A 13549-nucleotide genomic window follows, 5' to 3' on the forward strand; every position below is an offset into this window, starting at 1 on the left:
GGGGCGTATGCCCCTCCACCATCGCTTCGCGATGGTCCCCCTCCCCAAGCCGAGCTTGGGGAGGAATAGAGGCTACATCTATTCCCCCAAGCGCTTGAGCCGTCGTATCCTGGGCTCGCGCTGCAATTTCGCCTCGCGCCGAATCACCTGGCGCAGTTCATCGCGCTTCTCATGGATCGACGCGATCACCGGCCCCATCGCGACGCCCAGATCGACCAGTACCGCCTCCGACAGTTGCAGCGAGCTCTCCAGCGTCTCGGGCACCGCCTCGCTGACACCAGCCCGGTACAGCTCCGTCGCATGGGCCATGTCGCGGGCGCGCGCGATGATCGGCAGGTCCGGCGCTGCGTCGCGGATGCGGCGCGCCAATCTTACGGTCAGCACCGGATCATCCATCGTCAGAATCAGCGCTCGTGCGGCGGGCAGGTTCAGCCGGTCGACCAGTTCGGCCCGCGAAACGTCACCAAACAGGACCGGATAGCCCGCCCGCCGCGCCTCGCTGACCGAATCGATATCGGCCTCGACCGCGACATAGCGCTGGCCATGGATGGTCAGCATGTCGGCGATCATCTTGCCGACGCGGCCAAAGCCGATCACCACGGTGCGTCCGGTGTCGCCATCCGCCTCGGGCTCGGGCGGCAGGTCGCCGGATTTCGCCTCGATCCGGCGCGACATGACCCGGCCTGCCTTGGCGAGCAGCGGCGTGATGGTCAGGCCGATCGCCGTCACCGTCTGCCAGAAGCTGGCGGTCGAGGGCAGGATCAGTTGCGCCTGCGCCGCCGTTCCGAGGACGATCAGCGTCGTTTCGGACGGGCTGCCCATCAACAGGCCCGTTTCCGCCGCTACCCCGCGGCGGGCATGGGCGACACGCAGCAGCAGATAGGTAACGATCGCCTTCACCGCGACCACGCCGACCACCGCCAGCAACAGCATGTCCCAGTTCTTGGCGATCAGACGCAGGTCCAGGCTCATGCCTACGGTGATCAGGAACACGCCGAGCGCGAGGCCCTTGAAGGGTGCGGTCATCACCTCGACCTCCGAATGATATTCGGTTTCGGCGATCAGCAGTCCGGCGAGCAGCGCGCCGACGATCGGCGACAGCCCGGCGGCGGTGGTCGCGACGCTGGCGACGATGACCACCAGCAGCGAGGCGGCAAGGAACAGCTCGGGGCTCTTGGTGCGGGCGGCCTGGGCGAACAGGCGGGGCAGGACGAACTTGCCGCCCAGATACATGACGACCACGGTCAGGCCGCCGCGCAGGGCCACACCCGCTATGCCAACCCAGCCCTCGTCGCTGGCGGTTGGTGCCATGGCGCCTAGTGCGAAGATGATCGGGACCAGCGCGAGGTCCTCGAACAACAGCATCGCGAACGCCCCGCGTCCGACCGGACTGGTCGTGCCGACGAGCGGCAGCACCAGCGCGGTCGAGGACAGGGTCAATGCAAGGCCCAGTCCGATCGCGCCTGCCCAGCCTTGGCCCAGCAAGTGAAGCGCGGTGCCGATCAATACCGCCGAGCCGATCAATTCCGCCGCGCCGGTGCCGAAGACCAGCCTGCGCATCGCCCAAAGCCTGCGAAAAGATAGCTCCAGGCCGATGGAAAACAGCAATAATATGATACCGAACTCGGCAAAGGGTTCGATTGATTCCGGGTTGGAGATGGTCAGGTAATAGAGCCAGGGTGCATGGGGCACGAGCGATCCCAGCCCCGCTGGCCCGACCAGAAGGCCGACCAGGATGAACCCGATCACCGGGCTGACCCGAAAGCGCGCAAAGGCCGGAATGACGATCCCCGCCGACCCGAGGATCACAAGGGCGTCGGAAAAGCCCTGATTGTCTAACCGAAGTGCCATGGCGACAGACTAGCCCGGCTTTGCCGCGCTTGTCAGGTCGTTAATCGGACGAAACGGATATGGGGCGATTCGTCCAATGGGGTGGGGCGCGGCGGCGGCGTTAGGGCGATGCGATGAAATCGTCTCGTCTCAGCATCGCGTTTGCGCTCTTGTCATGTGTCGTGCTCACCGCCTGTGGAGACGGCGACCGGGCCGAACGGTTGAAGGCGGCGGGCCCCAATCCCTCGCTTGATGCGCTCATGCGGGTGGCCGATGCAAATGCGGGCGCAAACACCTTCGGCCAATGCCTGGCATGTCACACCATCGGCAAGGGGGAACTCGACCGGGCGGGGCCCAACCTGCACGGCATCATGGGCAAGCCGGTCGCGGGCGGCAGTGCTCGCTATGGCTATACCGCGGCGCTGGACCGCGTCGGCGGGCGGTGGGACCGGGCGACGATGGACCGGTGGCTGACCTCGCCGCAACGCTTCGCACCGGGCACGAAGATGACGTTTCCCGGACTGGCCGACCCGCTCGCACGTGCGGACGTGATCGCCTATCTGGAGCGGGAAGGGCGGGAATAGCCGTCTCCGCCGATCGGTGAGGACGGGGTCTGCGTTTCAGCTAGGCAAAAGAAAAAGGGCCCGGAAGCAATGCCTCCGAGCCCTTTCCTCGCATCAGGCTGTAGAAATTACTGCCAGTTGCCCATTGCGGTTTCGAGGTTGACGCGGATCGCCTCGAAGAACTGCTCGGTGGTCATCCAGGGCTGGTCCGGGCCGATCAGGATCGCGAGATCCTTGGTCATCTGGCCGTTCTCGACGGTCTGGATGCAGACCTTTTCCAGCGTCTCGGCAAAGCGCACGACGTCGGGCGTGTTGTCGAACTTGCCGCGATACTTCAGGCCGCCGGTCCAGGCGAAGATCGACGCGATCGGGTTGGTCGAGGTCGCCTTGCCCTGCTGGTGCTGGCGATAGTGGCGGGTCACGGTGCCGTGCGCCGCTTCCGCCTCGATCGTCTTGCCGTCCGGGGTCATCAGGACCGAGGTCATCAGGCCCAGCGAGCCGAAGCCCTGCGCAACCGTGTCCGACTGCACGTCACCGTCATAGTTCTTGCAGGCCCAGACGAACTCGCCATGCCACTTCAACGCCGAGGCGACCATGTCGTCGATCAGGCGGTGCTGATACTCGATGCCCGCCGCCTTGAACTGGTCGGCGAATTCCGCGTCGAACACTTCCTGGAAGATGTCCTTGAAGCGACCATCATAGGCCTTCAGGATGGTGTTCTTGGTCGACAGATAGACCGGCCAGCCGCGGTTCAGGCCATAGTTCATCGAGGCGCGTGCGAAGTCGCGGATCGAATCGTCGAGATTGTACATGCCCATGGCGACGCCCGCCGCGGGGAAGTTGAACACCTCCTCCTCGATCGACTCGCCATTCTCGCCTTCCCACTTCAGGGTCAGCTTGCCCTTGCCCGGCACCTTGAAGTCGGTCGCCTTATACTGGTCGCCGAATGCATGGCGGCCGACGACGATCGGGTGGGTCCAGCCGGGGACGAGGCGGGGCACGTTCTTGATCACGATCGGCTCGCGGAACACCACGCCGCCCAGGATGTTGCGGATCGTGCCGTTGGGCGACTTCCACATCTTCTTCAGGCCGAATTCCTCGACGCGCTGCTCGTCGGGGGTGATGGTCGCGCACTTGATCGCGACGCCATACTTCTGGGTGGCGTGGGCGCTGTCTATCGTCACCTGGTCGCCGGTCGCGTCGCGATTCTCGACCGACAGGTCGTAATAGGCCAGCTCGATGTCGAGATACGGCTTGATCAGGCGTTCGCGAATCCATTCCCAGATGATCCGGGTCATTTCGTCGCCGTCGATCTCCACGACGGGGGTGTTCACCTTGATCTTCGCCATATGCGCATCCTTCAGATTAGGCAGGTTTGGCCTGCGTCTAGGGGAGGGGGCGCGGCGGATCAACCACCGCTTGGGCCGTGCCTGATGATCGCGAAAGGGCCGGGACGAACCGAAAAGATTGTGCGATGGCCGGTGGACAGGTAGACAGGTCCGATGCCTTCGCTTGAAAAGCCCCCCGTCGCGACCACCACCGTCAAGTGGCGCTTTCCCGCCGTCCATCCCGAAGGGCGCAAATATGTGCTGATCGGGGCGGGCCTGACCCTGCTCGCGACGCTTATCACCAAGGTGCTGTTCTGGCCGTTCGTCGGCCTGTGCATCTGGATCGCCGCCTTCTTCCGCGATCCCATCCGCACCACGCCGCAGGGTGACGACCTGATCGTCGCGCCCGCCGACGGCCTGGTCACCATGATCCAGCGCGTTCCGATCCCGCGCGAGCTGGTCGGCGAACTGGGCGATGCGCCGCTCGTCCGCGTGTCGATCTTCATGTCGGTGTTCGACGTGCACATCAATCGCACGCCGGTGGCAGGCGTCATCCGCCAGGTCGTCTATATCTCGGGCAAGTTCCTGAATGCCGATCTCGACAAGGCGTCGGACGAGAATGAGCGCCAGCATTTCGTGGTCGAGGGACGCGACGGTCGCAAGATCGGCTTCACCCAGATCGCAGGGCTCGTCGCGCGTCGCATCGTCGGTTTCGTGAAGCCCGGGGACATGGTCGCCGCCGGGCAGCGTGTCGGCCTGATCCGCTTCGGCAGCCGCGTCGATGTGTATCTGCCCGATGACGTCATGCCGCAGGTCTGCCTCGGCCAGCGTTCGGTTGCGGGCGAGACGGTGCTGGGTCGCGTCGGCGGCAAGCCGATGACCGGCATCGCGCAATAAGCCGCGATCCCATGGCCCTGTCCCCCCGTTTCGCGCGGCGTCGTGCCGATGGCGAGCCGCCCCGCGGTCTTCCCCTGCGCGCGATCGCGCCCAATGCGGTCACCGCATTGGCGCTCGTCTCCGGGCTGACGGGGGTAAAGTTCGCCATTGCCGGGTCCTGGGAAGCCGCCGTTACCATGATCATGGTCGCCGCGGTGCTCGATGGTCTGGACGGGCGCATCGCGCGGCTGCTGCGTGGCGAAAGCCGGTTCGGGGCGGAACTCGATTCGCTGTCGGACGCCATTTCGTTCGGTGTGGCGCCCGCATTGATCCTCTATCTCTGGTCGCTGGAAAACCTGCCGCGCATCGGGTGGATCTGCGCGGTGCTGCAAGCGGTCTTCTGCGCGATGCGGCTGGCACGGTTCAATTCGCAACTCGATGTCACCGATCAGCCGCGCAAGACCGCCGGGTTCTTTACCGGCGTTCCGGCTCCTGCGGGAGCGGGGCTTGCCATGCTGCCGCTGTATCTCTGGTTCTGGACGGGTGAGCAACTTTTCGCATCGCCCTATCTGGTCGCACCCTGGGTCGCCTTCGTCGCACTGCTGATGGTTTCGAGCGTCGCGACCCTGTCCTGGACCTCGTTCCGACTGCGCCGCCATGTGCGGTTCGAAGCGCTGGCGATCATCGTCGTCGTCGGCGTCGCCCTGATCTCCGCACCCTGGCATGCGCTGACCGCGCTATGCCTCGTCTATCTGGCGAGCATCCCGTTCACGATGCTCGCCTATGCCAGGCTCAAGCGGCCACGCGGCGCCGCGACAGCGGCGAAAGGGCTGGCGAGCCCGCCGCCCAACGCCTGACCGCGATACGCCGTTCGGCGACGACCAAGGTCGCCAGCGGCGTGAAGGCTGGTTCGACATGGCCCGTAGCCAGATGCAGGATTCGACGCCATTGCGGCGCGATCATCACCGCAATGGTCGCGATCGCCGCGACCAAGGCACCCGTGAAAACCAGAACACTGACCACGATCATCATGATGTCCGCCTCCTGCCTAACCATCTGGCCGGGCATATTAACCCGACCGTAACCATCCGATTTTCCATCCAGTTCCGTCATCAACATCGCGACAGCACGACCAATCGTACCAATTTCAGGATGTTGCGATGCCGTTATGCGACGATCAACCGGAATTCCTTGTTGTGATCTCTCTATGTTCCAATCATGTTCCGCCGTCAAGAGCGGCCGGAACAGATGTGAACATCATTGCCCGCTTGCACTGGGTCGCCGACTGGGCTAAGGGCGCGCCCCTCAACACCGCATGGGAAGCATCATATTCTGGTGCGCATGGGCTTTGCCCGCCGCGTCATCCGCTTCCCAGAGGACTAACCGGAAGGAATTACATTATGGCGGCACCTGTCGTCACCATGCAGCAGCTGGTCGAAACCGGCGCGCACTTCGGCCACCAGACCCACCGCTGGAACCCGAAGATGAAGCCCTACATCTTTGGCGACCGCAACGGCGTCCACATCCTCGACCTGTCGCAGACCGTGCCGCTGTTCGCGCGCGCTCTGGAATTCATCAGCTCGACCGTCGCTGGCGGTGGCAAGGTCCTGTTCGTCGGCACCAAGCGCCAGGCGCAGGAGCCCGTCGCCGACGCCGCGCGTCGTGCTGGCCAGCACTTCGTCAACCATCGCTGGCTAGGCGGCATGCTCACCAACTGGAAGACGATCTCGAACTCGATCAAGCGCCTCAAGACCCTCGAGGAGCAGCTGTCGGGCGACACGCATGGCCTGACCAAGAAGGAAGTGCTGAACCTGACCCGCGAGCGCGACAAGCTCGAGCTGTCGCTGGGCGGCATCCGCGACATGGGCGGCATCCCGGACGTCATGTTCGTGATCGACGCCAACAAGGAAGAGCTGGCGATCAAGGAAGCCAACACGCTGGGCATCCCCGTCGTCGCCATCCTCGACTCGAACGTCTCGCCCGACGGCATCGCCTTCCCGGTTCCGGCGAATGACGACGCCAGCCGCGCGATCCGTCTGTACTGCGAAGCCGTGGCGATCGCCGCGACCCGTGGTAACAACGAGCAGCAGCGCCGCAGCGGCACCGACTTCGGTGCGATGGCCGAGCCGCCCGTCGAGGAAGCGCTGACCGTCGCCCCGACCGAGGCCGGTGAGCAGGCCGTCGAGGCCGAGCGCCAGATCGACGCGTAATCGCGTGGAACATGCCCCGCGATGCGGGCGGGGCGATCATCGGCCGGGCGGGCACTGCCTCCGGCCGATGACATCGGCTTGACATGCAAGCCGTGCTAAGGGCCGCCTCCGATGGGGCGGCCCTACCCGCATCCCCCTTTTCAGACAGAGGATTGAGACAATGGCCGATATCACCGCAGCGATGGTCAAGGACCTGCGCGAAAAGAGCGGCGCGGGCATGATGGACTGCAAGAAGGCGCTCAACGAAGCCGCTGGCGACATGGACGCCGCGCTGGATTGGCTGCGCACGAAGGGCCTGGCGGCCGCGCAGAAGAAGTCGAGCCGTACCGCAGCCGAAGGCCTGGTCGGCGTCGCCACCAACGGCACCGTGGGCGCTGCCGTCGAAGTGAACTCGGAAACCGACTTCGTCGCCAAGAACGACCAGTTCCAGGCGTTCGTGAAGGACGTGACCGCGATCGCGCTGAAGACCAGCGATGACGTGGAAGCGCTGAAGGCGGAAGCGATGCCGCAGGGCGGCACCGTCGCCGAAGTGCTGACCAACAACGTCGCCACGATCGGTGAGAACCAGTCGCTGCGTCGCGCCAAGCGCCTCGAAGTGTCGAAGGGCGCGGTCGTGTCCTACGTCCACAACCAGCAGGCGCCGGGCCTGGGCAAGATCGGCGTGCTCGTCGCGCTGGAATCGGATGCCTCGGACGAGGTTCTGCAGAAGCTGGGTCGCGACCTGGCCATGCACGTCGCCGCCGCATTCCCGAAGGCGCTGAACGAGGCCGATCTGGACGAGGCCGAGATCGAGCGTGAGCGCGCGATCGCGACCGAAAAGGCCGCCGAATCGGGCAAGCCCGCCGACATCATCGCCAAGATGGTCGAAGGCGGCATCGCCAAGTACCGCAAGGAGCACGCGCTGGTCAGCCAGCTGTTCGTGATGGACGGCAAGACCAAGATCAGCGACGTGGTGGCCAAGGCTGCCAAGGACGCCGGTGCCGAGATCAAGCTGGTGGACTATGTCCGCTTCCAGCTGGGCGAGGGCATCGAGAAGGAAGCGTCGGACTTCGCCGCCGAAGTCGCTGCCGCTTCGGGCGTTCCGCAGAAGGCGTAATTCCGGCATCGTCCCGTGATGGGACGGTCAGGTGAAAGGGGAGCGGCTGCCGCAGGGTGGCCGCTCCTTTTTTGTTTCCGGTGCCTCCGGGGTGTGACCTGATTTCTCACCTTCGTCCGCCCCGAGCGATGCGGAAGGGTGAACGGGCGTAAAGTGGCCTGTCCGATCCTCCCCAAGCTGGGCTTGGGGAGGCGCGCGCGGCCGCAGGACATGGTCGAGGGGGCCCGCCTGGCCCCTCCGTCATGGCACGCGCGACGGTCCCTCTTTCCGAGCAAGCGCAGGAAAGAACGGCGTTTGATTGCGCCGCTTGTCCTGAGCAGCGATCGGACCGCCCGGGCCGCGTGGACTGGGAACCGTCCCACGAAAATCCCCGCGACCCACCGCTCCATGGTTGCCCGCCGCCCGGTCGCCGCCTAAGGTCCGCGCCACTTTCATGGCCAAGACACGAGAAACGATGACCACCCCGCCTTTCAAACGTATCCTTCTGAAACTGTCGGGTGAGGTCCTTATGGGGGAGGGTGGCCTGGCCATCTCGCCCGACATCACCGCGCGCGTGGCGCAGGAAATCGCCGATGTCCGTGCCCAGGGCTATGAGCTGTGCATCGTCGTCGGCGGCGGCAATATCTTCCGTGGACTGTCGGCGGCGGCCAAGGGGATCGAGCGGGCGACCGCCGACTATATGGGCATGCTGGCGACCGTCATGAACGCGCTGGCCGTCCAGAATGCCCTGGAGCAGATCGGCGTCGACACCCGCGTCCAGTCGGCGATTCCGATGTCGAGCGTGTGCGAGCCCTTTGTCCGACGCCGCGCGATGCGGCATCTGGAAAAGGGGCGCGTGGTGATCTTCGCCGCCGGTGTCGGTTCGCCCTTCTTCACCACCGACAGCGGTGCCGCGCTGCGCGCCGCCGAGATGAAGTGCGACGCGCTGTTCAAGGGCACGAGCGTCGACGGCGTGTACGATGCCGATCCCAAGAAGGTCGCGACCGCCACCCGCTACGACACGGTCAGCTATTCCACCGTCCTGTCCGACGACCTGAAGGTCATGGACGCCTCGGCCATTGCGCTGTGCCGCGACAACAATATCCCGATCGTCGTTTTCAACATCCGCGAACATGGCAATTTCGGTGCCGTGCTGTCGGGCCAGGGTGTGTCGACGATCGTCCAGAATACAGGAGCTTAAATCATGCCAGCCTATGACAAGTCCGACCTCGAGCGCCGCATGCAGGGCGCGGTCGAATCGCTGAAGCACGACCTGAACGGCCTGCGCACCGGTCGCGCGTCGACCGCGCTGCTCGATCCGGTGACGGTCGAGGTCTATGGCAGCCACATGCCGCTGAACCAAGTCGCGACCGTCTCTGCGCCGGAGCCGCGTATGTTGTCGGTCCAGGTGTGGGACAAGTCGAACGTCTCGTCGGTGGAAAAGGCGATCCGATCGGCGGGTCTGGGCCTGAACCCGATCAATGACGGCCAGACGCTGCGCCTGCCGATCCCCGACCTGACCGAGGAGCGCCGCAAGGAACTCGCCAAGCTGGCCAACAAATATGCCGAGGGCGCGCGCATCGCGGTGCGCAACGTGCGTCGCGACGGCATGGACAGCCTGAAGACCGACGAGAAGAAGGGCGTGTTCGGCGAGGACGAACGCAAGCGTCACGAGACCGAGGTCCAGAAGCTGACCGACGCCACCGTCGCCGAGCTGGATGCGGCAGCGGCGGCCAAGGAAAAGGAAATCCTGGGCAAGTGAGTCCTCCGGCCGCCTCGGCCCAGACGGCTCTGGGGTCGCTGGTGGCCGTGCCCGATACGGGTGCGGTCCCGCGTCACGTCGCGATCATCATGGACGGCAATGGCCGCTGGGCCAAACGCCGTCTGCTGCCCCGCTTCGCCGGTCACAAGGCCGGGGTGGATGCCGTGCGCCGTATCGCGCGCGCGGCACGGGCGCAGGGGATCGAGGCGCTGACGCTCTACGCCTTTTCCTCGGAAAACTGGCGGCGGCCCGAAACAGAGATCAGCGACCTGATGGGTCTGTTGCGCATCTTCCTGCGCAAGGACCTGGCCGAACTGGTGTCGGACAATGTCCGGCTGCGGGTAATCGGTGACTATCATCGTTTTCCGACCGATCTGGTCGCGATGATCGACGACGCGGTCGCGCGGACGTCGGCCAATACCGGCCCGATCCTGGCGATCGCGCTGAACTATGGCGCGCAGGCCGAGTTGGTCGAGGCCGCCAGGCGGTTGGCACTGAAGGTCGCGGGCGGCGAAATCGATGCGCATGCGATCACGCCCGAGGCGATCGAGGGCGAATTGCAGACGAACGGCCTGCCGCCGCTCGACCTGGTCATCCGCACGTCGGGTGAACAGCGCCTGTCGAATTTCCTGTTGTGGCAGGCGGCCTATGCCGAATTGCTATTCGTCGATACGCTCTGGCCCGATTTCGACGAAGCCGCGCTTGCCGATGCGGTGGCCGAGTTTGGCCGACGACACCGGCGTTTCGGCGGCCTGTGACCGATCCTGAAATCCCGCCGACCGGGACGCCCGATGCGGCCCCGGTCAAGAGCATGTCCAACCTGACCAAGCGGGTGCTGGCCAGCATCGTCATGATCGCGGTCGCCAGCCTGTGTCTGGCGCTGGGTGGCCTGGCATTCTGGTTGCTCGCGGTCGTCGTCGGGCTGTTCATGATGGCCGAATGGTCGGACCTGTTGAAGGTGGACCGTTCGCGCAAGCGGCTGGCGCAATTCGCGCTCTCGGTGCCGCTGGCGATCATGGCGCCCGGTCTTGCCGCCGGGCCCGGCTTTTTTGCACTGGGCCTGATCGCGGCGACATTCTTCTTCCTGACCATCGTGTCGCGCCGCCCGGAATTCGGCGTCGGTGCATTGTATGTCGGCCTGCCGGTCTTTTCGCTGCTGGCGATTCGCCTGCATGACGATGGCCTGGCCCTGTCACTCTGGGCGATGGCGCTGGTCTGGGCCTGTGACAGCGGCGCGTTCTTCGTCGGGCGCCAGTTCGGCGGCCCCAAGCTCGCGCCTTCGATCAGCCCGGCCAAGACGTGGTCGGGCCTGATCGGCGGGGTGGGGGCGGCGACGCTGCTCGCGCTCGTCATGCGCTGGGCGCATGGCCTGCCGCTGCATCTTGTGGTCGCCACGCCGTTCCTGGCGGTGCTAGCGCAAGGCGGCGACCTGTTTGAGAGCGCGCTGAAGCGGCGCGCGGGCGTCAAGGACAGCGGTAACGTGCTGCCTGGCCATGGCGGCGTGATGGACCGGCTGGACGGCATCGTACCCGTCGCGCCCATCGCCGCCCTTCTGATCCTGTTGCCGGACCTGTTCTGATGCGGAGCGTGACGATTTTGGGGGCGACCGGTTCGGTCGGCAGCTCGACGCTGGACCTGATCGAGCGGGAGCCCGAGCGCTACCGTATCCGTGCGCTGACCGCGAATTGCGACGTCGGCAAGCTGGCGGCGGCGGCCCGGCGGACTCGCGCCGAATGGGCGGTGGTGGCCGACGAAAGCTGCCTGCCCGCATTGCGCGAGGCGCTGGCCGGGACGGACACCCAGGTGGCGGGCGGTCGTGCCGCGATCATCGAGGCCGCCGCCATGCCCGCCGACTGGACGATGGGCGCGATCGTGGGTTGCGCCGGGCTGGAGCCTGCCATGGCCGCAATCGCCAATGGCGGCACGGTGGTGCTGGCCAACAAGGAGCCGCTCGTCTCGGCGGGCGAGGTGGTGCTGGCGGCAGCGGCGAAGGCGGGGGCGACGCTGCTTCCTGCCGATAGCGAGCACAACGCCATCTATCAGTGCTTCGATTTTCAGCGGCCCGAGCGGGTGCGCCGGATCGTCCTGACCGCCAGCGGCGGCCCGTTCCGCGAGTGGACGACCGAGGACATGCGCCGCGTCACCCCCGAACAGGCGGTGGCGCACCCCAACTGGTCGATGGGCGCGAAGATCTCGGTCGACTCCGCCACGATGATGAACAAGGGCCTCGAACTGATCGAGGCGGCGCGGCTGTTCCCCGTGCCAGCCGACCGGATCGAGATCGTGCTTCATCCGCAATCGGTGATCCATTCGGCCGTCGATTATATCGACGGGTCGATGCTGGCCCAGCTGGGGCCGTCCGATATGCGGGTGCCGATCGCGCATTGCCTGGCCTGGCCGGACCGTATGGCGACCCCGATGGCGCCGCTGGACCTGGTCGCGCTGGGGCGGATGGACTTTGCCGTGCCCGACCCGGTGCGCTTTCCCGCACTGCGGCTGGCGCGTGCGGCGCTGGAGGCAGGCGGTGCGGCTCCGGCCATCCTGAACGCCGCAAATGAAGTCGCCGTCGCGGCGTTTCTGGCGCGGCGTATCGGCTTCCTCGAAATTGCCGCAATCGTCGAGGATATTCTCCATCGCTACGACCCGGCCCCGCCGGAAACGCTCGACGCAGTGATCGCCGTCGATGCGCGCACGCGGGAACTGGCGGCCGAGCGTGTTGAGGATTGCATCGTTTGAGCCAAGCCCCCGGCCTGTTGTTGACCATCCTGGCCTTTGTTCTTGCCATCGGCCCGCTCGTGTTCGTGCACGAGATGGGGCATTACCTCGCCGGGCGGCTGTTCGGCGTGAAGGCCGATACTTTCGCGATCGGGTTCGGGCGCGAGATTTTCGGGTTCACCGACAAGCGCGATACACGGTGGAAGATCGGCTGGCTGCCGCTGGGCGGCTATGTGAAGTTCGCGGGCGACATGAACCCGGCCAGCCAGGCGGATGCCGCCTGGCTCTCGCTGCCGCCCGAGGAGCGCGCGCGGACGTTTCAGGCCAAGCCCGTGTGGCAGCGTGCGATCATCGTCGCGGCTGGCCCGGCGATCAATTTCGTCGCCGCCATCCTGATCCTGGCGGGCTTTGCTTATGCTTATGGCGAGATGGTGGTGCCGCCGGTCGTCGGACAGGTGGCACCGGGCAGCGCGGCCGCCGCGTCGAGCTTGCGCGCCGGGGACCGGGTGACGGCAATCGACGGCCGCGCCGTCACCGATTTCGCCGACATCGCCCGCTATGTGCAGATCCGCGCTGGCGAGCGGGTGACGATCGAAGCGACACGCGACGGCCGGGCGTTCACGACCGATGCCACCATCGGCACCGATGTACAGCGCGACCGGTTCGGCAACGAGTACCGGGTCGGCCGCCTAGGCCTGCGCGGTGCAGGCACGGTCGACATGCGGCCGGTCAGCCTGCTTCGCGCGCCCGTCGTGGCGGTGGAACGGACGGGCGAGATCGTCCGCATGATGGTCGAGACGCTGGGCCAGGTCATTACCGGGCGACGCTCCGCCAAGGAACTGGGCGGGCCGCTTTCGATCGCCAAGGTATCGGGCGAGCAGATCTCGCTGGGCCTCGACGCCTTCGTTTTCTTTATCGCGCTGGTGTCCATCAATCTAGGGTTCATCAACCTGTTGCCAGTGCCGATGCTGGATGGCGGTCATCTTTTCTTCTATGCGATCGAAGCGGTGCGACGACGCCCCCTGGAGCCGGCGGCTCAGGAGTGGGCGTTTCGTGGCGGTCTGGTCGCGATCCTGGCCCTGATGCTGTTCGTAACGTTCAACGATCTCGGCAATTTCGGGCTATGGAAAAATATCGCTGGCTTGATCGGGTGACGCCGATGGGGCAGGGCGCGAGGACGACAGGGGTCG

Annotated in this window: 14 protein-coding genes; 11 read left to right on the forward strand and 3 right to left on the reverse strand. The window is 65.7% G+C overall.

The annotated features are described in order from the left end of the window. Window positions 1–78: 78 nt before the first annotated feature. Window positions 79–1851 carry a cation:proton antiporter domain-containing protein gene (locus SOM26_RS00135; protein ID WP_320450711.1) on the reverse strand — a complete coding sequence of 591 codons (1773 nt, stop codon included), beginning with the start codon at window positions 1849–1851 and terminating at the stop codon, window positions 79–81. Between the two features lie 113 nt (window positions 1852–1964). On the opposite strand from SOM26_RS00135, the gene SOM26_RS00140 reads away from it, so the two are divergent. Beyond that, window positions 1965–2414, forward strand: a complete 450-nt coding sequence (locus tag SOM26_RS00140; protein ID WP_320450712.1) for a c-type cytochrome — start codon at window positions 1965–1967, stop codon at window positions 2412–2414. Window positions 2415–2521: 107 nt separating this feature from the next. On the opposite strand, the gene SOM26_RS00145 is transcribed toward SOM26_RS00140, so the two are convergent. Beyond that, window positions 2522–3742 carry an NADP-dependent isocitrate dehydrogenase gene (locus SOM26_RS00145; protein ID WP_320450713.1) on the reverse strand — a complete coding sequence of 407 codons (1221 nt, stop codon included), beginning with the start codon at window positions 3740–3742 and terminating at the stop codon, window positions 2522–2524. 153 nt (window positions 3743–3895) lie between these two features. Here SOM26_RS00145 and SOM26_RS00150 point away from each other — a divergent pair, with 153 nt between their 5' ends. Beyond that, the gene (locus SOM26_RS00150) at window positions 3896–4618 is read left to right on the forward strand and encodes a phosphatidylserine decarboxylase (RefSeq protein WP_320450714.1); all 723 of its coding nucleotides are present in this window, start codon (window positions 3896–3898) and stop codon (window positions 4616–4618) included. Between the two features lie 11 nt (window positions 4619–4629). Beyond that, window positions 4630–5454: a CDP-diacylglycerol--serine O-phosphatidyltransferase gene (pssA, locus tag SOM26_RS00155; protein WP_320450715.1), complete on the forward strand. Its 825-nt coding sequence runs from the start codon at window positions 4630–4632 to the stop codon at window positions 5452–5454. On the opposite strand, the gene SOM26_RS00160 is transcribed toward pssA, so the two are convergent. Then, the gene (locus SOM26_RS00160; RefSeq protein ID WP_320450716.1) at window positions 5390–5830 is read right to left on the reverse strand and encodes a hypothetical protein; all 441 of its coding nucleotides are present in this window, start codon (window positions 5828–5830) and stop codon (window positions 5390–5392) included. The genes pssA and SOM26_RS00160 overlap by 65 nt on opposite strands. 167 nt (window positions 5831–5997) lie before the next feature. On the opposite strand from SOM26_RS00160, the gene rpsB reads away from it, so the two are divergent. The 8 genes from rpsB to rseP all read left to right on the forward strand — a co-directional run bounded on the left by rpsB (window position 5998) and on the right by rseP (window position 13513). After that, window positions 5998–6807, forward strand: a complete 810-nt coding sequence (gene rpsB / locus SOM26_RS00165; RefSeq protein ID WP_320450717.1) for a 30S ribosomal protein S2 — start codon at window positions 5998–6000, stop codon at window positions 6805–6807. 160 nt (window positions 6808–6967) lie between these two features. Next, window positions 6968–7903, forward strand: coding sequence for a translation elongation factor Ts (gene tsf, locus SOM26_RS00170; protein WP_320450718.1), 936 nt, complete (start codon window positions 6968–6970; stop codon window positions 7901–7903). A 454-nt stretch (window positions 7904–8357) separates the two neighbouring features. Further along, window positions 8358–9083 carry a UMP kinase gene (gene pyrH, locus SOM26_RS00175; protein ID WP_320450719.1) on the forward strand — a complete coding sequence of 242 codons (726 nt, stop codon included), beginning with the start codon at window positions 8358–8360 and terminating at the stop codon, window positions 9081–9083. Between the two features lie 3 nt (window positions 9084–9086). Then, a complete protein-coding gene (gene frr, locus SOM26_RS00180; protein ID WP_307097991.1) occupies window positions 9087–9644 on the forward strand; it encodes a ribosome recycling factor in 558 nt (185 codons plus the stop codon). A gap of 41 nt (window positions 9645–9685) precedes the next feature. Beyond that, on the forward strand, window positions 9686–10402 hold the full coding sequence (locus SOM26_RS00185) for an isoprenyl transferase (protein WP_320451250.1): 717 nt from the start codon (window positions 9686–9688) through the stop codon (window positions 10400–10402). Window positions 10403–10455: 53 nt separating this feature from the next. Beyond that, window positions 10456–11223, forward strand: coding sequence for a phosphatidate cytidylyltransferase (locus tag SOM26_RS00190; RefSeq protein ID WP_320451251.1), 768 nt, complete (start codon window positions 10456–10458; stop codon window positions 11221–11223). Beyond that, a complete protein-coding gene (gene dxr, locus SOM26_RS00195) occupies window positions 11223–12380 on the forward strand; it encodes a 1-deoxy-D-xylulose-5-phosphate reductoisomerase (protein ID WP_320450720.1) in 1158 nt (385 codons plus the stop codon). Before SOM26_RS00190 ends, dxr begins: the two co-directional genes overlap by 1 nt. Continuing rightward, complete coding sequence (gene rseP / locus SOM26_RS00200) at window positions 12377–13513, forward strand: RIP metalloprotease RseP (protein WP_320450721.1); 1137 nt, start codon at window positions 12377–12379, stop codon at window positions 13511–13513. The genes dxr and rseP overlap by 4 nt, the downstream gene beginning before the upstream one ends. The last annotated feature ends 36 nt before the right edge of the window (window positions 13514–13549 follow it).

It is taken from the genome of Sphingomonas sp. CFBP8993, from assembly GCF_034044895.1.
GTDB lineage: Bacteria > Pseudomonadota > Alphaproteobacteria > Sphingomonadales > Sphingomonadaceae > Sphingomonas.

What these genes read in the sequence shown, in the direction of transcription:
- SOM26_RS00150 (WP_320450714.1), top strand. Translation starts at nt 3,896, where the DNA reads ATGCCTTCGCTTGAAAAGCCCCCCGTCGCGACCACCACCGTCAAGTGG.
- frr (WP_307097991.1), top strand. Translation starts at nt 9,087, where the DNA reads ATGCCAGCCTATGACAAGTCCGACCTCGAGCGCCGCATGCAGGGCGCG.
- dxr (WP_320450720.1), top strand. Translation starts at nt 11,223, where the DNA reads ATGCGGAGCGTGACGATTTTGGGGGCGACCGGTTCGGTCGGCAGCTCG.
- SOM26_RS00135 (WP_320450711.1), bottom strand. Translation starts at nt 1,851, where the DNA reads ATGGCACTTCGGTTAGACAATCAGGGCTTTTCCGACGCCCTTGTGATC.
- rpsB (WP_320450717.1), top strand. Translation starts at nt 5,998, where the DNA reads ATGGCGGCACCTGTCGTCACCATGCAGCAGCTGGTCGAAACCGGCGCG.
- tsf (WP_320450718.1), top strand. Translation starts at nt 6,968, where the DNA reads ATGGCCGATATCACCGCAGCGATGGTCAAGGACCTGCGCGAAAAGAGC.
- SOM26_RS00140 (WP_320450712.1), top strand. Translation starts at nt 1,965, where the DNA reads ATGAAATCGTCTCGTCTCAGCATCGCGTTTGCGCTCTTGTCATGTGTC.
- pssA (WP_320450715.1), top strand. Translation starts at nt 4,630, where the DNA reads ATGGCCCTGTCCCCCCGTTTCGCGCGGCGTCGTGCCGATGGCGAGCCG.
- SOM26_RS00190 (WP_320451251.1), top strand. Translation starts at nt 10,456, where the DNA reads ATGTCCAACCTGACCAAGCGGGTGCTGGCCAGCATCGTCATGATCGCG.
- pyrH (WP_320450719.1), top strand. Translation starts at nt 8,358, where the DNA reads ATGACCACCCCGCCTTTCAAACGTATCCTTCTGAAACTGTCGGGTGAG.
- SOM26_RS00145 (WP_320450713.1), bottom strand. Translation starts at nt 3,742, where the DNA reads ATGGCGAAGATCAAGGTGAACACCCCCGTCGTGGAGATCGACGGCGAC.